Origin of the sequence: Rheinheimera oceanensis (assembly GCF_018831085.1) — a bacterium.
GTDB lineage: Bacteria > Pseudomonadota > Gammaproteobacteria > Enterobacterales > Alteromonadaceae > Alishewanella > Alishewanella oceanensis.
In genome coordinates this window covers 198,218-220,047 of the sequence record NZ_JAGPNM010000005.1, presented here as the reverse complement: position 1 = coordinate 220,047, position 21,830 = coordinate 198,218, and the positions used below count along the sequence as shown (strand labels likewise).

Genomic DNA, 21,830 nt, shown 5'->3' with positions numbered 1-21,830 from the left:
AAACTTAAGCTATACCCTAACAACTAAGCACTAAAAACTCACTACTCAACATTAGCCACTAAGCACTCGCCAGCGTCAGCACTTCATCTAGCACCTGACAACTCTTGTTCATTTCTTCTTCTGTCAAGGTTGGATGCACCAGCATCATCACACTGGTCTCACCTAATAACTTAGCATTTGGTAGCCGCTCTTTGGGCCGCCATGGCGTATTATCAAAGGCTTTTTCCAGATATACTTCAGAACAGCTGCCCTGATAGCAAGGCACGCCTCTATTCATTATTTCATCGACGATACGATCCCGGTTCCAACCTGCAGCAAGCTTATCAGGATTAACAAAGAAATAATGTTTGTACTCAGCGTGTTCGTAATCTGCGGGAACCTGGACCAAGCAAAGAACTGGATACTTAGCAGCAACAGCATCAATCATTGCAGCATTAGCTTGCCGCGATTTTGTCCAATCTGCCATCCTGCGTAATTGAATACGGCCAATAACTGCCTGCATTTCCATCATGCGCCAGTTGGTGCCGAAACTTTCATGCACCCAGCGAAAGCCTGGCGGATGCTCACGTTCGTACACCGCTTCAAAGCTTTTACCATGATCTTTGTACGACCACATACGCGACCATAAGATCTTATCGTTAGTGGTTACCATACCGCCTTCACCGCCGGTAGTCATAATTTTATCCTGACAGAAGCTCCAGGCGCCGATATGGCCAATAGAGCCAACAGAACGCCCTTTATATTTAGCACCATGAGCCTGGGCACAGTCTTCAATAACGGCAAAACCATGCTTTTCAGCCAACGCCATAATGGGGTCCATATCAGCGGGCATACCCGCTAAATGCACTACTATTACCGCTTTAGTATTTGGGGTTAATACTTTCTCAATACTTTCTGCAGTAATATTCTGGCTATTAAGATCAACGTCAGCAAACACCGGGTTAGCACCAGCAGTAACGACTGTTGAAGCGGACGCTAAAAAAGTGCGGGGGGTAACAATAACATCGTGACCAACACAAACACCGACAGCTTTAAGTGCTACATCTAAAGCTAGCGTACCGTTACTCAACGCCACCGCATATTTAGTACCAGCCCAAGCAGCAAATTCTTTTTCAAACTCACGACATTCTTGGCCCGTCCAGTAATTAACCTTGTTCGACAACACCACATCACGAACAGTATTGGCCTCTTCTTCGGTAAAACTAGGCCAAGGAGAAAATTTAGTGTTTAACATAGCGCTCCATCACGACTTAATAATTTTTGCTGGTACGCCTACCGCAGTTACATTATCAGGTAGATCGTTAACTACCGCAGCGGCTGCACCAACCATTACATTCTTACCAATATGCTTTAATTGAATAACAGTTGCGCCTATTCCTACCCAACTGCTTTCACCAACCACCACGCCCCCCGCCAAACCAGCACCGGGGCTAATATGCACAGCATCAGCCAAAATACAGTCATGCTCTACCACCGCATTTGAGTTAACAATGCAGGCAGCACCAATAACAGCATCAGCATTAATAACTGCACCAGCCATAACAACGGTACCCGCTTGAACAATGGCTGAACGCGATACTACGGCCGTTAAATGCACGACTGTAGCAAGAGTAAAACCAGCATTTACCAGCTCCCGCTGTTTTGCCAGCCGGATTTTATTATTACCAATAGCAACAATAACCTCTGGCTTCTGCGGTAAATCAAATAAACTTTGAGTGTTACCTACTACAGCAGAATTGCCGTTTCTTGTTTTAGCTGGCCAGGCATCATCGTAGAAAACAACGTCGTCCCACAAACCAGTACTCAAAGCGGCATCGGCAACCACCTTGCCGTGGCCACTGGCGCCAACTATTGCAAGGGTTTTCATCTGTTACTACTGCCAGTAAATTTCGACATGGTGGCTTCACCCGCAGCCGAAATACCCTCACGAACAAACACCTTCTTTACAGTGAGGAATAATATTTTGATATCCAGCCAAATGCTGCGGTTATCTACATACCAAACATCTAACTTAAATTTATCTTCCCAGCTAATGGCATTACGGCCATTTACCTGTGCCCAACCGGTGATCCCGGGGCGCACATCATGTCGTCTAGCCTGCTCGGCAGAATACAAAGGCAAATATTCCATTAATAAAGGCCTTGGCCCCACCAGGCTCATATCGCCTTTTAACACGTTAATTAGCCCAGGCAGTTCATCTAAACTGGTCGAACGTAAAATGCGACCAAAACGGGTTAACCGCTGCTCATCAGGTAGCGGGTTACCATCTTTATCAGTAGCGTCCAACATCGAGCGGAATTTAAGCATATTAAACGGTTTACCATGCAGGCCGGGACGGGTTTGTTTAAACAGTACAGGTGAACCTAACTTAAATCTAATCAATAGCCCAACCAGTAAAATTACAGGCCACAACGCCATCAGTGCTAACAACGAAACAAAAAGGTCAAACAGTCGTTTCACGATACCACCCCTGTCACCCAATTTACCCATTGGTCAGCAAGGTTGTCACGATTAAACTGCGTTGTTGCCAATTGCTTAGCTCGTTCTCCCATCAGTTGTAGTTCCTGACGATTGCTTTGAGCATGCTCTAAAGCATCAGCAAAGGCCGCAGGATCATTCGGTTTTACTGCAAAGCCACATTGCTCTTGTTTAATATAGTCAGCAAGCCACCCAGGATAGTTATTTAAAACAGGCAGGCCCGAAGCAATATAATCAAAAAATTTATTTGGCGAAGTACCGTAGTAAAAAGCAGGTACATTTGCCAGTAGTTGCATACCCAAATCCGCACTTGCCATTAAACCTGCCAAGGTTTTTTTATCTACCGGGTCATGGAAAATTACATTATCCAAGCCAAGCTGCCGCGCCCGCGCCTGTAATGCAGGCTTTAATTTACCCTGCCCTACCAATACCAGCTTAATATCATCACGGCCCCGCATTTTCAGTACGGCGGCAGCATCCAGTGCCGCATCCAAGCCATTTGCCATACCATGAGTACCTGTAAACACCGCCATCAGGTCATCTGGTCCAACCCCGACAGGTCGCCATGCTTGATCAAAACTTTCAAAGATGGACAAATCGCAACCATTTGGAATAGCACGAATGTTGTCAGGCTTCACTCCGCGCTTGGCAATACCTTCGGCGATACCTGGCGCCAAACCAATACAGCGGTGTGCCGAACGGTACGATAGCCATTCTAAACACGACATCGCGAACAGCACTACTGGATTCTTGATAACACCCATTGCTTTTGGCAGTTCAGGCCACAAATCACGCACCTCAAACACGAACGGCTTACCACGTAACCAGCGGGCAAAAATGCCCGGAATGCCAGCAGTTAGCGGTGTAGTAGTGGCAAACACCACGTCATACTCACTTTTTAATGCTATACCAATACTTTTTAATGCAAATTTTAGGAAAATGCCGGCGCGTTTTACAAAACCATCACTATTTGCGTAAGCTAAATCAAACTCAATAACGTCGATACCATCAACACTACCAGTTCGTTTTCCGCCAACAAAATCGCCAGCCAACCCAGTTTGGCCGCCGCTATAACTGCCGCACACCATAGTTACCTGATGGCCTTGTTCTACTAACTTACGCGCCATCTGGTAAGAACGAATACCCGCAGCGCCTTTAGGGGTCGAAAAATGTTGATGAAAATAGAGCACTCTCATTTTAAAAAAACAACTCCGTGGTAAAAGTTCCAGGCTCAGTGGTACGTAGTTCAAGCACAGGTAAAGGTGTAGTTTGTAGGTAGTAACGCGACTCCTGCCCCTCACAAAGCCGCAAACTAAAGGTGCTTTGGGAGCTAATGTTCAATCTAAGCTTGCCATTGGTAACAGAGTTGCCATCTAACGCCCAATCTCCCGGCACTAAACGCCAACGAATCACTGCGCTCTGTTTAAAACCTGACAGTTCGTCATTAACGGTCAATAGATTATTAGCGAGCATCACGTGCCGCTTATGGCTGGCCCCTCTATAGTCGGTGTAGCCAGCAGCAAAACTTACGCTGCTGTCAGTTATAGACATTGGCCGTAAATAGTTGGTCGTTAACCATTCACCAAATAAAAACCGGCTAAGCTTTGGCATCTGTTCCCGGTTGTCAAACTGAGCGGTGTTATGGCTGGCGGTACCGGAAAAATAGCTTACCATTTCAGGTGTTGAATTATAGCTGTAACTGCCGCCATCACGCAGCACATTAACACCTGCCAACCAAAAATCCAGGTGTAATGCATCAGCCTGTCCTGGGCGGAAACGAAAGCGCGGATAACGCAGTAAAGCTGCGGCATCGTTCCGCCGCAGCACGGTATAACCGCCCTTATCAAATTGTTGACTGACGGGTTCGCTCACTACGGCTGACGGCAGTGATAATTGCAGCCATTTTAAAGGCGCATTCCATACACCATCGCCGACAAAGGCCTGCTTATTTAAAAACAGTGCCGATGCCAATTGCACACTGGGGCGACAATCGCGATAGTCACTATCTGCCAGAGGGATTAACCTGGCACCATCATTCGCACCAAGGTTCGCCACATCACCAAAGGCAACACCGGGCAGGTTATAGAGCCACAACGTTGCAGCAGCTAGTTTAGTTTTCAACTTTCCAGAGAACGCTGGAAGCGACAAACTGCGACGCCATACTTCTACAAATGCATAAGTGTCCAACATTACCCGGTGGTAGGTAGCCGAATACTGGCTAAAACTACCGTCCTGCTCTATTAAGCAATGTGCTCGGTTTTCTAACCACTTACGTCCCATCTTTTGCCATTGCAGCGCCTGTGGATGGTCATATAGCGCCAACCAACTACCACCAATAAAAAGTGCGGCAGCCTCAGAGGTGCCATGATTATTGTCCTGACCTATCGCATAGCGAATAGTAGGCGCGATTCTGGCCAGATGAGCAGCAATAAGTTGTTGCAATGCTGTCGTGGTTACTTTTTGCTGTTGCAACAATAATGCGGCAAGCGCAAGATGCATTACGCGAATTGACGCTTCCTGGCCACATTTCCAATTAGGCCCCTTATAAACCGGATTATGCTGCAGCCAATTTGCCAGCCAACCGTTTAACTTGGTGATGTAACCTTTATCACCTGCTAAAGCGGCCTGAGTAAAACAGACAACCCAATCAAAGCGTGAAGCTTCCCAAACCGTTTTGATATCACCTAGCTTGGGATCAAAATCAGGGATCTGCCACCAGGGTTGGTCTGCAGAAACTGCTGCGCCAGTAAAACAGTTTTGTGCCCATTCTGGCGTATCTTTTATTGATGTTTTAAACCAACCAAAATAGCATTGCTGGTCAAGCCAACTAGTATTTACCGGCAGGGTTGTTTGGGCATATTCAGTGACGGGTAAAAATAGATCTCCATCACCAATGACAGCCTTCAAACGCTTTACCGGATTAATGCCAAGTTTAATGCCTAAACGGTAAGTAAAAACACGCCATAAATTAACAGCGCCCAGATTGAGCGCTGTTTTTATTTTTATAACCAGTGACATTATTGCGCTCGCAGTTGCTCAGCAACCTCAATGGTAATTTGCGCGACCTCAAATAACTCTTCAACTGGTATCGGTCCGTTAACACCTTGCTTTATGGCATTTAAAAAGGCCGCTGCGCAAGCATTCTGACCTTTATCCTGTTTCCATAAGTTCAGCTTATTAAAACCTGGCCAACCAAAACCTTTTAACTTAATAAAATTATCTAACTGCAATACCCTGCCAGCAGTGAAAACCTCAACCCGTTCTTTTGGAAAGCTTGCTGCACCATTAGCAAAATAATTGATAGTGCCAAAAGAGCCATCAGAAAAGCCTAAAATAATAGCGGCTTTATCTTCAGTAATCTGCTGGTGTGGATTGTCCCCCATACGCCGTGCTTGTACTGAAACAATTTCGCAGCCAGCTAAATAGCGCATTAAATCAATAAAATGACAAGCCTCACCAATAATTCGCCCACCGCCAACCAAATTATCCTGAGTCCAGTGATCAGCTGGAATTCCACCAGCATTCATTGTCATAATAAAAGACTTGGGCTCTTTTACTGCACTTAGTAAGGCTTTCATCTTTTGAACTTGTGGCGAAAACCGCCGGTTAAAGCCTACCATCAGTTGGGGCTTAGTTTCTGCCGTGTCGTAGGCCTGTTTAACTTGTGACAGTTCGTCCAAGGAAATCGCCAACGGTTTCTCAACAAACACATGTTTGCCTGCACGCAAAGCATCGACAACGAAACGACTATGGCTATTATGTCGGGTAACAATGGCAATGGTATTAATATCAGGATGATTAATCATCGCGGCGGTGTCGGTGGTGGCTTCTGAAAAACCAGCTTTTTCACCATGCACAACACCATTAATACCGCCAGAAGTAGCAATACTGTGCAGTTGCGCACCGGCGGCTTTAAATGCCGGAATTAGCATTCTTGAGGCATAGTTACCTGCCCCTACAAAACCGACGACTGGAGCACTTTGTACAAAAGAGGTTGTAGCCGATAACACAACACTGTCGGTATGGCGGCTGGCTACTTCGCTACCGTACTGCAGTAAAATGCCTAAAGCTGTTTTATCATTTGTCAGGATATCATAAGCTTCAATCGCATTTTCAAATGCAATTTTGTGGCTTATCAATGGTTTTACATCAACCAAACCAGACGACATCATATCCAGAATAGCAACAAAATTACGCTGTTCCGTCCATCGAACAAAGGCTTTGGGATAATCATGCCCCTGTTCTTCATAAGCTGGGTCGTAGCGACCGGGTCCGTAAGAGCACGATACCTGAAAAGTTAATTCTTTTTCATAAAAATCAGCCCGGTTAAGCTCTAAACCAACCACACCAACCAATATAATCCGACCGCGTTTTCGGCTCATGCGGGCAGCTTGGGTAATCGGATCATTAGACTTGGTTGAAGCAGTAATAATTACCGCATCAATGCCGTCACCACCACTAAATGCCAACCCTGCCGCAACAGGGTCTTCACCCTGCCCGGGGTTGCAGATTTCAGCACCAAATTGTTTAGCCAATTCAAGTTTCGACTGGTCGTAATCGATAGCCAGCACCCGACAGCCCTGGGCACGCAACATCTGCACAGTCAGCAAACCAATCAGACCTACGCCGGTAACAACAATACTTTCGCCCAACGTAGGCTGAACTAAGCGAATGCCCTGCAGACCAATACTCGCCACCACTGCAAATACGGCTTCTTCGTTGCTAACATTGTCCGGAATTTTCGCGCACAAGTTCTTTGCAACTCTTACTACGTCGGCATGGGGTCCGTTTGATAATACCCGATCGCCGGGCTTAAAGCCGTCAACCCCACGACCAACTTCAGCCACTACACCTACATTGCAATAGCCTAATGGCAACGGTTGGGCAAGCTTCGATTTAACAGCATCCACTGTGGTCATCAAGCCATCGGTTTTTACTTTCTCCAGTACCATTTTCACTTTTTCAGGCTGCTGCCGGGCTTTATCAATCATTGACGCCTTGCCAAAATCTACCAAGCTACGCTCTGTGCCGGCGGAGATCAGTGTAATAGCTGTATCAATTAATACAGTACCCGAACTCACCTTTGGAGCTGGTGCTTCAGCTATTGTAGTGCCGCCTTTAGCCATGTCTTGCAGAATTTGTTTCACTCTAACATCTCTTTTAACTTAGTTTTCAACTGTTCAAAATTACCATAAGGGTAAATAAAACAATCAGACGGACGAGGCGCAGCATCAGATGCGAGAACCTTGCATCCAAAGTGAATAGCCTCACGAACACAAACACTGTCACCATCATATGGAGTCAAACGAAGACAAACAGCACTTTTCTTAAACACTGGCCATAGTTGCTTTTGCCCTGTAAACAGACATAACCTACCTTCGTTGACAAATCTTTCAATATCGCTAACTAAGCCAGCAGGCATATCAGCAGGATTATAATCCGCGACCGCCAAAAGTAGTTTAATATCATCAACTCGCCTCAATAGCTCAACACTATCCAGGATACCGTAGACATCTGTTTTATTATAAGGAATGAACTTCCAGGCCGAATTAACAACAAAAACGCCTTTCTCTATAAAATCAAGCACTTCTTGACTATAAGAACTCAATACACTATCCAGTTGATCTACGTCAGGAACTATAAAAGGTGAAACCACATCTACAGTAATACCATCGGGATAGAAAGTTTTAAGCTCAGGCTTAACAACATAAACTTTAAGAGCACGCCTTATGAAAAACAATAAAACTTTCTTTTTAAATCCAACGTAATGCCTGGAGGCGTTATGATCAATAAAAATACATCTACTCAACTTACCAAAAATAAAAAAAATGAAAACAACTAGCAAGTTTAAACTATTAACCTCATACGTATCAGCTTCAGATTTAAACAAATCAAACGGAAAAAACCGATCCGAAAAGTCTAGCTTCTCGACCTCCCTCCCCTGCGCCTTCAACAGAGAAAAGCGCCTTGAGACATAGACACTTACGCCTCCGACCGGTGGCGGATAGCGGCCTGCAACTGACACTTTAAAATTCTTAACACTCATTATTTATAATATCCAAATACTTACAAACCGCCACTTCATCTGCATAATTATATGAAGAATATAACTTAGCATTACGACATAAATTATCATATTCTTCCTCAGAAATATTCAAGGCAACATTCAAAGCATTTGCCAAACTAGACGGATTACTCAGGTCTACCAAGAAGCCAGAGCCAGACTCTTTTACAATTATAGGATGATCGTTAATATTGCCAAGTATTACTGGAGTTCCTGCCGATAAAGCCTCAGCAACTGCATTGGCAGATGATTCGAAACGAGAAGGATGCAACAAGAAAAATACTTTACTTAAAATAGTTTCAACATTACTAACCGGGCCATGAAAAATCAGATTATCTTGCAATCCGTTATGCAATAGTTTTTCTCTTGCAATATTCAATTCAGAAGACTCGTAAATATGACCGTACCAATTAATAACCGGGGGCTCTGACTTGAACCTTATTTTATAATCAATAAGAGAATCAACAACATAAGAGAAATTCTTGAATGGTGTTGTATGTGAAAAAACAGCGAAAACCTTCTCACTATAGGTAGCACTGTTTTTAACGACATCATGGAAAACTTTAGGCACCGCATTAGCAATGTACCTGACTTTTACTGAACCAAACCTGGCCGCAAGCACCTCTGTTTGCGCGATAGAGTTAGAAGTAATGAAGTCACAAAGTTTATGGAGGTTTTGCTTGACAAAATATCCGGGACCTTTCTTCTGTAAAGCCAGAGAACTTCGTTCAGAATAGCAGAGCGTTGTCTTATGAAAATAAAGTAAAGATGCTAGCTCCAAATATAAACTGGGAGTATCTAAAAAACCAAAAACTGCTTTATATCTGTAATTATAGAGCAAATATAGAATCTTAAAAGGAACAGTAATACCGAGCTTTGTTCGTTTAGAAAGCTCATGCACTACAACTTCGCTCCGCAGAGCATATCGATGATGATCATATTGAGGATAATATACAACAATATGCACATTAAAACCTTTGTTAGAAAGGCCATTCGCAAGGTTGACGACCTGCCGTTGAGCGCCGCCTGAGCCGAAATGGTCAATAACAAAAAGTACATTTTTATTGTCAAGCATAGTAATTCAACTTGGGTTCTTCTTAAAAATAACTATACCAGGCGATATAACTGCCACGGAGTTATCAGGCACATCCTGATTAACAACTGCATTCGCACCAATAGAGACATTACTTCCAATAAATATCTTTCCAAAAACTTTGGCTCCGGGAGCGATATAGACATTATCGCCAATAACCGGCACACCACGCTTAATGCCTTTTCCGGATACGCCAATAGTAACGCCTTGTGAAATACTCAAGTTTTTACCCGCCTTAACTTGGCTGGAAATAACAATACCACCATTATGACCAATATAGAGTCCAGGGCCGATATCAGCAGCTCTGGGAATTTCTATGCCCCATTTACTTCGCATGCGATGATACAGCAACAGGTAAAACGGTTCTAATAAAATGCGTGTGAAAATGTTTTTCTGTGACAACCATTGGCCAAATCGATAAGTAACAACAGCATGACATCCGGGGGTACGATAGCACCCTAACACCTTTTTCAGCTTCCCGCCGTCGACTAACTCATATGTCCGTAACAAATCGTCTTTAAGCATAGTACCTCTTAATATCCATTGGCCTTGTCTTCCTTTCTTGACAGGTGCAGCATGACAAGAAGAACAAAAGGGTATGTAACCTTGCTAATAAATGGTTCTTTATATTCAACAATGAAAAGCGGGAAAAAGAATAACAAACATAGTATTAAATTACGTTTTGATCTCAGCTTGGCAATGTTAGTAACAAGATATGAGAAAAATGAAATATAGAAAAGCACTGCAAAAACCAAGCCAAAACCATAGTAGGTTTGTATGTAGCCTATATCACTGCCAGATGCGTTATAACCATACTGATCTGAAGCAAGACCAGTGCCCACAAATGTAGAAGCATCGATAACAGGAACAGGCATTTCTTTCAAAGCATTTAAAGACGCGTCATCGCCTTCAATAAAAAGGGAGAATGAACGCTGCAAAGGATAAGCTATCGACTCAAAATCTATATCAACATACAAAAAAACACTAAAAGAAAAAAACAGTAGCATAATAAAAACAAATGCGGTACTTTTAATATCTCTAGCTCCGATAAGAACAAATGTCATAATACTATACGCTGACAAGAAAAGACCTATTTTACCAACAAACAAACATGAGAATGTAATGAATAATGCAGAAAATAAAAATAATAGCTTAGCCCGAAGCGAAGTAGCCATCCAGTAAAGAGCCATGCTGCTAAAAGTTCCTATAGACAGTGCAAGTGCCAATGTAGCTCCAGAGCCGGTTGAAAAGCCGGGTACTCTGAAAGGATCTTCGAAGGGAATATTTCCGCTATTAAACATTACTCCCGATAACCACAGCCGATACTCCGGGCTAAAGAACGAAAAATACACCAATATTGCTTGAATGACTGCGCAAGCTGCAATAACACGTAAAAAATGCTTGACATCTCTGAAGAAAAATGATGCTCCTACAGCAAGATATACCGTAAAAACAAGAAAGACGATGATCTTGCTTAACATGCCTAAATCTGTAGGTAGCAGAAAAGACTGAATGCCGACGTAGATCAAAATAAAAATTTGAGCAAGATAGAAAAATACGTTCTCTTTCACATCCTTGGAAAAAAAATAAGCTATTTTTATCCCAGCGAAAATAGTACAAATAATAAAAACCAGTCTTATTGCGGGCATCCATTCCAGACCGATGAATTTCAAGTTAAAAACAAAAGAAAATGTAAGTACTAAAAGTAGGGCTTTAAATAAAATACCTTCCTTTGATATTCTAACTGTCAGCGTTGGCACTTTCATTGCTTTTCATACCAAGCATTAAACATGATTACAGACCATAGCAAAGTGCTCCAGTCTGCTATGTGTAATTTATGCTGTTTCCAAATACCTGAAACAAACTTAACATCGAAAATACCATCATCCTCAAGGCGATTTTCAGATAAAAGTTGTTCTGTCCAGTCCAAAAGAGGCCCTCTAAGCCAATCGGCTAAAGGTATTGCGAAGCCCATCTTTGGTCTGTCGATAAGATTTTTGGGTACTTTTCTATACAACAACTCGCGAAGTAAATACTTACCCTTACCGTCGTACCTGTGAATATCTACCGGAACCCGCCAGGCAAACTCAGCAATACGATGATCTAACAACGGGATACGCCCCTCTAAAGACGATGACATAAATGCTCTGTCTACTTTAACCAAAATGTCATCTGGCAAATACTGGAGCGTATCTGAAATCATCATATGTTCATAAAAAGCATCGCCGGCCAGCTGGTTTTTATCGTACACAGTTGCTACACCATCAGCACCTTTTATAACCTGCTCACAATTTTCCAAAGACGAAACAGACCGTTTATAAAAATCCTTAAACTCAGAACAACCCAGATAATCTAAAGTTCGAATCAAGCCTCTCGGAGTGTTAGACAAGACTCTGTCGTAGGCTATGTTATAGCGAGGTGGGATTAGCGTAGATGCACTTCCAATAAGTGAGCGAAAAGGGCGAGGTACTTTACTAATTGATTTCCAACGCTTTACTGTTCTCTCATAACGTCCATAACCACAAAATAACTCATCGCCGCCATCTCCCGATAGTGCAACAGACACTTTCTTCTTGGCTAGAGCGCCCACGATAACTGTTGGGATCTGTGAAGAGTCCGCAAAAGGCTCATCATATATATCAGGTAGCGTGGGTACTACATCCAGTAGATTGCTTTCATTAATATAATACTCCGTATGATTTGTTCCTAAATAATCAGCTATATTCTTAGCAAATTTAGCTTCATTAAACTTCTCATCGTCAAATCCTATTGTAAACGTGTTAACAGGAACGGATGACTGTGATTGCATATATGCTGTTACGATTGATGAGTCGACACCACCAGAGAGAAAAGCACCAAGAGGAACATCAGCTTTAGACTGCAACTCAACGCTGTCATTAATAAGAGCATCCAGTTTAAACAAAGCGGCGTCTGGTTTACTTATTTTATATTCAGATTGTGTAGATAAAATGGATGCTTCCAAAGACCAATAAGCTTTTGGCTGAGAAAATACCAGTCTGTCACGGTTAAAAGCTATCTCCAAATAACAGCCGGGCATCAGTTTATAAGTATTAACATAAATACTATGGGGCGCAGGAATATAGCCATGCCGTAAGTACAAACCGAGCGCATTCCGGTCTATTTCCTTATCAACATCGGGGTGAACCGCCAGAGCACCTAACTGAGATCCAAAAACAATACCGTCTTCTGATTTAGAGTAATACAGCGGTTTCTCACCCATTCGATCGCGTGCAAGGAACAGTTTCTTTTCCTGTTTATCCCATAAAGCAAAGGCAAACATCCCGACAAACTGCTTAAGTGAATTTTCGACGCCCCAAACTTCAATAGCAGCGAGTAGAACTTCAGTATCAGAATCGCTGTAAAAAACTTTGCCCAACCCTACAAGCTGCATTCTCAAATGCTGAAAGTTATATATTTCACCATTAAACACCACCACAAAACGGCCAGAAGCTGAATGCATAGGTTGATGTCCCAGAGGAGATAGATCATGGATAGATAGCCGTTGATGCCCAAAAGCAATCCTGCCATCCAGCCAGATCCCTGAATCATCAGGTCCTCTATGGCTAATTTTATTTAGCATACTTTGTAAAACTAAATCCGGCTTGAACTGGGCTGACTTAGCTACGATAAATCCTGAGAAACCACACATAATTCGCTATAAACCTTAAAATTTTCTGTTTTTTATTTGTCGTGCAATTTTAATACACCACATCAAAATCGGCATAGAGCGAGTCCAATATAATATTTTATGCAGCAAACTAGCATACTGAAATTCATCTGCATTGAGCTTAATGCGCTTTTTAAAACCTTCAACATCACCACTAAAATATCTGGAAAAAGCAAAAGTCAGGTGTCGTTTTACTTGGGCACTTCTTACGAAGTCTTTATCAATACCGCTATCTATTGCAAATTGATATGCTGAGTCATAGCATCGCTCAATCTTGTCGCGGTAAACAGGACTAGATGAAATTCCGCCAAGGTGTTTTCTATATCCTCCTAAAATAGTCCTGCTCAAATGTATTGGTCCGTTAATAGCTGTCTTTATATGAACATAGAAATCAACAGCTTCAAAACCTTCAGGATACTCTCCACGGCAAGATCTTCGATACATTACACTGCTATTAACGAAGTAGGTTCCTCGATTTATAATATCAAGAACAGTTCCTATTTCTGGTAAACAAACATCGTTACCAAGAGTCTCGTCGGAATTTATCACCTTAACAGCATGTACCGACATCGAAAAATGAGGGTGGCTATCTAACAGTGCTACTTGAGTTCTTAATTTGCCGGGCAAAAAAATATCATCGCCATCGCAATGGCAGACATACTCTCCAATAGCATGTCTATGGACATCTATATAATTCACCAAAGCGCCCAAATTTTTTTCTCTAGGAATTACTTTAATGAAATTATATTTATCAGAAAATGACTTTATAATGGCAAGCGTGTCATCTGTAGAACAATCATCACTAATAATTATCTCATAGGGCAAGCAGAAGTCTTGATCAATTATGCTCTGAATGCAATCACCAATAAAATCAGCTTGATTGTATGTTACCAAGCATATAGAAACTTTAACATTTTCGTCGTGATTCAAGAAAGCCTCATCTTAAAAAAAAATTTACAAAAATGCGATCTTACCATTGATGAGAAAGCACAAGAAATAGCTAAACATACAATGCCAACAAACATAGTAATAGAAAAACTAATGATCCTACTTGATAGCGAAAAATCAGAAAAAAAGAACATCACACCTATAAGAGCACTTGGTAAAATAACTATAATAACGTCATGGAATAACCATTTAAGATGGATGCCTGGTTCAATCTTACTGTGAACAAAAGCAACCCAAAAAAATAGTAAAAGTATGTTAACTACACACCACGCATACCCGGCTCCAATTGAACCAAAATATGTAGCAAAAAACATTATCGAAGGTAGCAATAGAAAGATCATTAATACGTTTCCATAAAGATGGTAGCGCAGATTTCCTTTTGCATACTGGAGATAATATGGAAATGATGTTATCGCGAGGAAACAATTACCTATAGCATACAGACGCAGTATTGGTGATACAGCTTCAACCAGCTGTAAATCTCCTGTCCATGCATACAAGAAGTGTTCTGCACAAAATGCTAACGTGACGGATACAGCACCAGCTATTACAGCAACTAACTGAGTTGAATTTCTGTATATCTGAAGCATTTCTATGCGCCTGTCTTGCGCATACAATCTAGTCATATGTGGTAACACTGCATTGCTTACTGGACCACTAATAATCATTATTCCACTAGCAACCATAACTGCTAAGGTGAAATACCCATAATCGGCCAGAGGTAATATTTTTGATAATATTAGCTTGTCACTTTGCGTAATTAACACCCAAATTGATGAAGTAAATGCAATTGTTAGAGCAAACTTTAACTTTGACTTAACCGGAGAAATAGACCAGCCTATCTTTTCAGTACGGGATGAAATTTTCGGTAATAAAACTAATGACTTGCACCATAAGATAATAATTTCCGCCCCTGAGATGACAGCTTGATATGTAAAAAATACATATGGTGTAAAACCAAAATGCCACATAACGACTAAAACACCAATAGAACGTAGGGTAGAAGTAATTACATTGAAAATACTTAGCCAAACGAACTTTTCAGCTCCAATTAAAAGTCCGCGATAAAGTCCCCCCATCCAACGTAAAGCGACAATTAAAGCCATTAATTGGATAGCGAGTATGACTTCATCATCTGATATTTTCACAGCATTGAGCCAACTAGACGCGATTGCCTCTGCTAAAGACCATAGTAGGGCCCCACCTATAATAGCAACGCTAAGAAATATCATATTAAGACTACGAAAAAATTGGCGGTAGCTTAATGAAGAGATTGCTCCACCATAGTAACGTGCAGTTTCCCTTGATACCGTGGGAGTCAAACCTAAATCTAAAATCATAAACCAAGCTTGCAACATGACAAAAAAACCAACCAAACCGTAAGCTTCAGCTCCCATATGTTTTATGTATAACGGAAGTAGTACTATGCCAATTAAGGTAACATATAACTGACTGGCATAATTATAAATTATGTTTTTTTTCAATAATGACACAGCTTAATTTTCTTTATCAAAATTCAAACTTAAAAAGACTTTTTTGCCTTCATTAATTGTGAAATAAGCATTTTTAAATTCACCATGGCTTAATGCTCTTAGTAGATCAATATGCTCGCGCAAGGTCCCTACTTGATTTAAATCCAGGTTGCATAGCGCTTTGAAGTCACTTATACCGTTGTAGTTACCTTTCTCTTCAAGCACCTTTTGCTCATATCGGCCAAACACCAAATCACAGAAATGCAGGTCTAATAATTCCATTTCAGCCTGTTGCACTCTCTCGTATACATTTAAAGAAGTATCCCAATCGAAAATAGGCACCTCTTTTTGAAACAAAATAGCACCATCGTCAATTTCTTCATTCATCAGATGAATTGTACAACCAACCGGCTTTTTATTAATGATTGCGAAAACTTGCGGAAACCAACCACGATTATGCGGATTTAAGCCGGGGTGGATATTAATGCAACGCACGTTATTAACCAGCTTTTCAGGAAATATTTGCTTGCAGTGTGCAGAAATAACCAGTGAGTAATGTTCAATAATGTCAGCGACTGTAGCTTCAGATTTTACATTTACAGACGTTAAACCCAATGAAATAAGCGAGTCTGGATTTTTGTTAATTGTACTGTAGCGATAATCAAATTTTACCCCCTGAAACTCTGTAGCGTTATTGGTTACAAGGTTCTGTATAAAGCTGACTAACGGCTTGTTGTCGGAAATAATCAAAACGTTAATCATTTGTCACCTATTATTTTCTTAATCTCGTTACAAATAAAATTAACTTCTTCTTCGCTTAAAGAAGTGTAAAGCGGCAGACACAGTGTTTTTTTGGCTCCCTGCTCTGAAACCGGGCAAACAGTGCTATGGGTATTAGCGTAACCATCAACCAAATTTATAGATGGGCTAAAGTAACGTCTTGCGATAATGCCTGCTGCCTTTAAACCATCCAGTACTTTGGTAGTTGTTAATTCATCTTCAAACATCACTGGCATATAAGCGCCATTTAAACTAGCGTCGCTATGCCACACTGGCATTTTGCTATAGCCGTTAAGCTTTGTTACGTATAGCTCGAATAGATTGACACGTTGCTTAATTATATTGTCTATATCGTCCAGAACCGCCAATCCCATTGCTGCATGAACCTCACTCATTTTCGTATTAATGCCACTGTCAACAATATTCATGCTTTTAGTATCGATACCAAAATTGGTCATTAGCAAAGCGCGTTCATAGTCATCGCTATTTTTAAAGACAACTGCGCCCCCCTCTACCGAGTGAAATACTTTAGTTGCATGAAAGCTCAGGGTAGAGGCATCACCGTAGTTCAGCACACTACTGCCATTTACATTAACGCCAAAGGCATGCGCTGCGTCATATATCACTTTTAGGTTGTGCTTTTTCCCCAGCAATTCGAAAGCTTCAACATCACAAGGGTTGCCATATACATGGACGGGAACTATCGCACAGGTATGCTCGTCAATCGATTTCCCGGCGTCAACCGGGCATAAGTTGTAGGTTTTAGGGTTTACATCAGCAAACTTGGGTTCGATACCTTCCCACGCTAAACTGCTACTGGTTGCAATAAAAGTAAAAGGCGTGGTGACCGCATTGCCTCTGAGATTAAACACTTTATAAGCCAGTTGCATAGCAAGAGTACCATTGGCTACCGGCAACAGGTTTTTAACGCCTAAATATGCTTCCAGACGCGTTTTTAATTCCTGAACCAGCGGCCCATTGTTAGTCAGCCAAGCTTTTTCATACACTCGTTCCAGGTATTTAGTGTATTTGTCAAAAGCAGGCAGATAAGGCTTATTTACTGGGATCATTGTGCTTTTACCAACTGCGCAAGGTACTGGCCATAGCTATTTTTTGCCATTGTATCGGCAATACGGTTGATATCTGCCGCAGACAACCAGCCATTTAGGTAGGCAATTTCTTCCAGCACTGCAACTTTAAAACCCTGGCGGTGTTCAATAGTCTGTACAAATGAAGACGCTTCAAGCAAACTGTCATAGGTGCCGGTATCAAGCCAGGCGAAGCCGCGACCGAGCATTTCTACCTGCAAAGTGCCCTGCTTAAGATATTCACGGTTAACACAGGTAATTTCCAGCTCGCCTCTGGCAGACGGCTGAATAGTTTTAGCAATGTTAATTACATTGTTGTCGTAAAAATATAGACCTGTAACGGCATAATTAGACTTCGGCTTGGCTGGTTTTTCTTCAATAGAAATAGCTTTGCGGTTTTCGTCAAACTCCACTACGCCAAAGCGTTCCGGATCCCGTACCTGATAACCAAATACGGTTGCGCCTGTACTGCGGGCCGCGGCTTGTTTTAATTTCGGGCTAAACCCCTGACCATAGAAAATATTATCACCCAACACCAGGCAAACATTGTCATTGCCAATAAACTGCTCGCCGATAATAAAAGCTTGTGCCAAGCCGTCAGGGCTTGGCTGAATGGCGTAGCTTAGGTTAATGCCAAAATCGCAACCCTCACCTAATAAGCGCTGAAAGGCGGCTTGATCTTCTGACGTGGTAATAATAAGGATGTCACGGATACCAGCCAGCATTAACACCGACAACGGGTAGTAAATCATTGGTTTGTCGTATACGGGTAACAACTGTTTAGATACACCACGTGTTATCGGATACAACCGTGTACCGGAGCCACCTGCTAATATTATACCCTTCATACTTTATGCTTCCTGCCCTAAGCGCTCTAGCTGATAGCTGCCATCCAATACTGCTTGCCACCAGTCTTTGTTGTTTAAATACCACTGCACCGTTTTACGCAAGCCGGATCCGAAAGTTTCCTCTGGCTTCCAGCCCAGTTCACGCTCGATTTTACTAGCATCTATCGCATAACGTAAGTCATGTCCGGGACGATCTTTAACATAAGTTATAAGTGTTGCGTGTTTAGTGTTTAGTGAGTAGCCACGTTCGTGCATAGGGGCCAACTCGTCCATCAGTTCACAGATAGCCCTAACCACTTCTATATTTTGTTTTTCATTATGGCCGCCAATATTATAGGTTTCACCTACTTTGCCTTCGGTTACTACCTTGTACAGCGCACGTGCGTGATCTTCTACGTACAGCCAGTCACGTACCTGATTACCTTTGCCGTACACCGGCAACGGCTTACCCGCAAGGGCATTTAAGATTATCAGCGGTATCAGTTTTTCCGGGAAATGATAAGGGCCGTAGTTGTTAGAACAATTGGTAACGATAACCGGCAAACCATAAGTACGGTGCCAGGCACGCACTAAATGATCTGAGCTGGCTTTGCTGGCCGAATAGGGACTGCTGGGCGCATAAGGCGTGGTTTCAGTAAATAAGTCATCAGTTCCATGTAAATCACCATAGACTTCGTCAGTGGAAATATGGTGAAAACGAAATGCCTGTTTACGCGCTTTCGGTAACGCCTTCCAATAATTACGTGCAGCCTCTAACAGTGCGTAAGTGCCAACAATATTGGTTTGTATAAAAGCTGCCGGGCCATCAATAGAACGATCGACATGGCTCTCAGCCGCTAAATGCATTACCGCATCGGGCTGGTGTTTTTCAAACAAGGCTGCCATCGCCGTAGTGTCACAAATATCTGCCTGTTCAAAGCTGTAACGACTGTTAGCTGCGACCTCTACAACCGAATTAAGATTGCCAGCGTAGGTTAATATATCAACATTTACCAAGCTATCGTCAGTATCTTTGATGATATGCCGAACGACTGCAGAGCCAATAAAACCGGCACCACCGGTTACCAGAATTTTCATAGCCAAATGCCCTTAGTATCAACAACTATGCCTTGCGACGGCTTTTCTGACCGAAATACTTTATGATCAACCAATAAAATGTGAACGTCTGCTTCGGCAAAGGCTTGTTGTGCATTCAACAGAGTTTGTCCGGTTAACTTGGCTGGTAAGCTGTCAATATTTGGCTCTACCAACACCACAGGGCCGGTATGCAATGCGATAAGCTGCTGTGCAATCGACATAGCAGGGCTTTCGCGTAAATCGTCAATATCAGGCTTAAACGCAAGACCATAACACGCAATAGTGACATCTTTGGCTGTTTTATTCGGGTTAGCTTGTAGAAAATCAGCAAGTGCCAGTTTTACTTTGTCAATAACCCATTCCGGCTTGCTGTCATTTACCTCACGAGCGGTACGAATTAGCTGGGCTCGCTCTGGCGTTTTACTAACAATAAACCAAGGGTCTACCGCAATACAGTGGCCGCCTACGCCTGGGCCAGGCTGTAGGATGTTTACCCGCGGATGTCGATTAGCCAGCTTAATTAGCTCCCAAACATTAATATCAAGCTTGTCACAGATCATCGAGAGTTCATTGGCAAAAGCGATATTGACATCGCGGAAACTGTTTTCGGTAAGCTTTGCCATTTCTGCGGTGCGGGCATTGGTAATCACACACTCACCTTGCACGAAAGTCTTGTATAAATTAACCGCGTAGTCAGAACACTTAGCTGTCATGCCACCGATAACTCGATCGTTCTCGATCAGCTCACGCATAACATGTCCTGGTAATACTCGTTCAGGGCAATGTGCCACGCGAATATCTGAGTTTTCGCCATGGCTTTGTGGAAAGGTCAAATCTGGCCTGGCTTCGGCAAGCCAAGCGGCCATTTGCTCAGTGGCACCCACAGGTGAGGTAGACTCAAGAATAACAAGGTTCCCTTTAGCCAGCACTGGCGCTATGGCGTTGCTGGCGGCTTGGATATAGCTTAAGTCTGACTCGTGGTTATCACCTTTAAAAGGTGTCGGTACTGCGACGATGAAAGCATCGGCAGCTTCAGGCATTATTGTTGCGTTTAAATACCCCTGAGTTACGGCTGCGTGCACTACGATATCCAGATCCGGCTCGACAATATGAATTTTGCCTTGATTAATGGTATCAACCGCTTTTTGGTTGACGTCTACGCCTATCACTTGAATTTTGCGTGATGCAAAAACCGCTGCTGTAGGTAATCCTATGTAACCAAGCCCAATGACTGAAACCCGTCTGAAAATCATAAAAACCCTAAATGTGAATGAACTTTCTTAGCTAAATTTTATTTAATATAATGACGAACTAACACCAACAACATACTTAAAAAACCGCCCAACATCACAGCCATAATACAAATCAGCGCCCTTGAAGGTTTGGATTTTTTCTCGGCAACAATTGCGCGATCAACTGTTTCGAAAACATACTCGTCGCGTACATTAGCAAGCATAATAGTTTTGGTTTGCTCTTCAATTAAAGAAAATAACATGGTCTGAATATCAGCTATATTCGTCTGGGCAATTTGTTGGTTTAAGTAGTTAATACTTTTTTGCGCTTCCACAAGCTCGCGAGTTCTCATTTCTTCGTTAATATCTTTTACCAACAAAGAAGCCCACTCCTGAGCGAGGAACGGCGAATAATGCTCTACTGAAAGCCTTATCATGCCGCTACTTTTATCTTGGGATACACTAAAAAATTTCATGAATCTATCATAACTTTCCAGTAAAGAAGGTTTAGCTTGCAGTGGTGCAGAGACCTTTCTAATCCACTGTTCACTTCCGGGATCATACATATCGGTATTTATAATCAAGGAGTTGCTTTCTCTTCTCCAGCCTGTAGCTGCCATAACTGGAACCAACAAAGCATGTTTCTCAACGAAGCGTCCAATAAACTCCCTTGATCTAATTACTTCTAAAGCAAGACTGGTTTTATCACTGCTACCTCCCAAGTTAACGCCTGCAAGTGCGGCAAGCCCGCCCAACTGACCTGGAACCTTTAATGAAGAACTATCACCCGCGGGAGAGAGTAGCACTTCACTTTTGTAAATATTTGGCAACCGCAGTGCATAAAATACTGACGCCACTGCACAAATAATAGTGAACGCGATAATTATCCACTTACCCTGCCAGATAACAGCGAACAGTTCCCGTAAATCTATTTCATCGTCGCCAGCCTGAGGGCGTTGAGTAGCATGTTGTTGAGACATATACATCCTTTTTGGTGACAAGCTCGCTTTGCGAGCAGTAACTAGCCGGTATAACCGGCGGTCACTGTTGCCCGCAAGCAAC

The 21,830-nt window shown here is 42.4% G+C and carries 19 protein-coding genes; all 19 read right to left on the bottom strand.

What is annotated here, in order from left to right:
• Positions 1-58: 58 nt before the first annotated feature.
• Positions 59-1,234: a DegT/DnrJ/EryC1/StrS family aminotransferase gene (locus J3B89_RS12895; RefSeq protein WP_215397990.1), complete on the bottom strand. Its 1,176-nt coding sequence runs from the start codon at positions 1,232-1,234 to the stop codon at positions 59-61.
• Positions 1,235-1,243: 9 nt separating this feature from the next.
• On the bottom strand, positions 1,244-1,867 hold the full coding sequence (locus J3B89_RS12890; protein WP_215397988.1) for an acetyltransferase: 624 nt from the start codon (positions 1,865-1,867) through the stop codon (positions 1,244-1,246).
• Positions 1,864-2,460, bottom strand: coding sequence for a sugar transferase (locus J3B89_RS12885; RefSeq protein WP_349814221.1), 597 nt, complete (start codon positions 2,458-2,460; stop codon positions 1,864-1,866). Before J3B89_RS12885 ends, J3B89_RS12890 begins: the two co-directional genes overlap by 4 nt.
• Entirely contained in the window at positions 2,457-3,674 is a 1,218-nt protein-coding gene (locus J3B89_RS12880; RefSeq protein WP_215397984.1) for a glycosyltransferase family 4 protein, read from the bottom strand. Before J3B89_RS12880 ends, J3B89_RS12885 begins: the two co-directional genes overlap by 4 nt.
• Position 3,675: 1 nt before the next feature.
• Entirely contained in the window at positions 3,676-5,496 is a 1,821-nt protein-coding gene (locus tag J3B89_RS12875; RefSeq protein WP_215397982.1) for a heparinase II/III family protein, read from the bottom strand.
• Entirely contained in the window at positions 5,496-7,397 is a 1,902-nt protein-coding gene (locus J3B89_RS12870; protein WP_252349450.1) for a bi-domain-containing oxidoreductase, read from the bottom strand. The genes J3B89_RS12875 and J3B89_RS12870 overlap by 1 nt, the downstream gene beginning before the upstream one ends.
• A gap of 224 nt (positions 7,398-7,621) precedes the next feature.
• Entirely contained in the window at positions 7,622-8,524 is a 903-nt protein-coding gene (locus tag J3B89_RS12865; RefSeq protein ID WP_215397979.1) for a hypothetical protein, read from the bottom strand.
• Positions 8,514-9,617, bottom strand: a complete 1,104-nt coding sequence (locus J3B89_RS12860; protein ID WP_215397978.1) for a glycosyltransferase — start codon at positions 9,615-9,617, stop codon at positions 8,514-8,516. Before J3B89_RS12860 ends, J3B89_RS12865 begins: the two co-directional genes overlap by 11 nt.
• Before the next feature lie 6 nt (positions 9,618-9,623).
• The gene (locus J3B89_RS12855) at positions 9,624-10,160 is read right to left on the bottom strand and encodes a serine O-acetyltransferase (RefSeq protein WP_215397977.1); all 537 of its coding nucleotides are present in this window, start codon (positions 10,158-10,160) and stop codon (positions 9,624-9,626) included.
• Between the two features lie 8 nt (positions 10,161-10,168).
• Positions 10,169-11,401, bottom strand: coding sequence for a hypothetical protein (locus J3B89_RS12850; RefSeq protein ID WP_215397975.1), 1,233 nt, complete (start codon positions 11,399-11,401; stop codon positions 10,169-10,171).
• A complete protein-coding gene (asnB, locus tag J3B89_RS12845; RefSeq protein WP_215397974.1) occupies positions 11,398-13,305 on the bottom strand; it encodes an asparagine synthase (glutamine-hydrolyzing) in 1,908 nt (635 codons plus the stop codon). The genes J3B89_RS12850 and asnB overlap by 4 nt, the downstream gene beginning before the upstream one ends.
• 15 nt (positions 13,306-13,320) lie before the next feature.
• Entirely contained in the window at positions 13,321-14,253 is a 933-nt protein-coding gene (locus J3B89_RS12840; protein WP_215397973.1) for a glycosyltransferase family 2 protein, read from the bottom strand.
• Positions 14,250-15,764: a lipopolysaccharide biosynthesis protein gene (locus tag J3B89_RS12835; protein ID WP_215397971.1), complete on the bottom strand. Its 1,515-nt coding sequence runs from the start codon at positions 15,762-15,764 to the stop codon at positions 14,250-14,252. The genes J3B89_RS12840 and J3B89_RS12835 overlap by 4 nt, the downstream gene beginning before the upstream one ends.
• A gap of 3 nt (positions 15,765-15,767) precedes the next feature.
• Positions 15,768-16,505, bottom strand: a complete 738-nt coding sequence (locus J3B89_RS12830; protein ID WP_215397969.1) for a dTDP-4-amino-4,6-dideoxyglucose formyltransferase — start codon at positions 16,503-16,505, stop codon at positions 15,768-15,770.
• The gene (locus J3B89_RS12825) at positions 16,502-17,593 is read right to left on the bottom strand and encodes a DegT/DnrJ/EryC1/StrS family aminotransferase (protein WP_215397968.1); all 1,092 of its coding nucleotides are present in this window, start codon (positions 17,591-17,593) and stop codon (positions 16,502-16,504) included. The genes J3B89_RS12830 and J3B89_RS12825 overlap by 4 nt, the downstream gene beginning before the upstream one ends.
• Positions 17,590-18,459, bottom strand: a complete 870-nt coding sequence (gene rfbA, locus J3B89_RS12820) for a glucose-1-phosphate thymidylyltransferase RfbA (RefSeq protein WP_215397967.1) — start codon at positions 18,457-18,459, stop codon at positions 17,590-17,592. Before rfbA ends, J3B89_RS12825 begins: the two co-directional genes overlap by 4 nt.
• Before the next feature lie 3 nt (positions 18,460-18,462).
• On the bottom strand, positions 18,463-19,536 hold the full coding sequence (gene rfbB / locus J3B89_RS12815) for a dTDP-glucose 4,6-dehydratase (RefSeq protein ID WP_215397966.1): 1,074 nt from the start codon (positions 19,534-19,536) through the stop codon (positions 18,463-18,465).
• The gene (gene wecC, locus J3B89_RS12810; protein WP_215397965.1) at positions 19,533-20,789 is read right to left on the bottom strand and encodes a UDP-N-acetyl-D-mannosamine dehydrogenase; all 1,257 of its coding nucleotides are present in this window, start codon (positions 20,787-20,789) and stop codon (positions 19,533-19,535) included. The genes rfbB and wecC overlap by 4 nt, the downstream gene beginning before the upstream one ends.
• A gap of 38 nt (positions 20,790-20,827) precedes the next feature.
• A complete protein-coding gene (locus J3B89_RS12805; protein ID WP_215397964.1) occupies positions 20,828-21,748 on the bottom strand; it encodes a Wzz/FepE/Etk N-terminal domain-containing protein in 921 nt (306 codons plus the stop codon).
• Positions 21,749-21,830 lie beyond the last annotated feature (82 nt).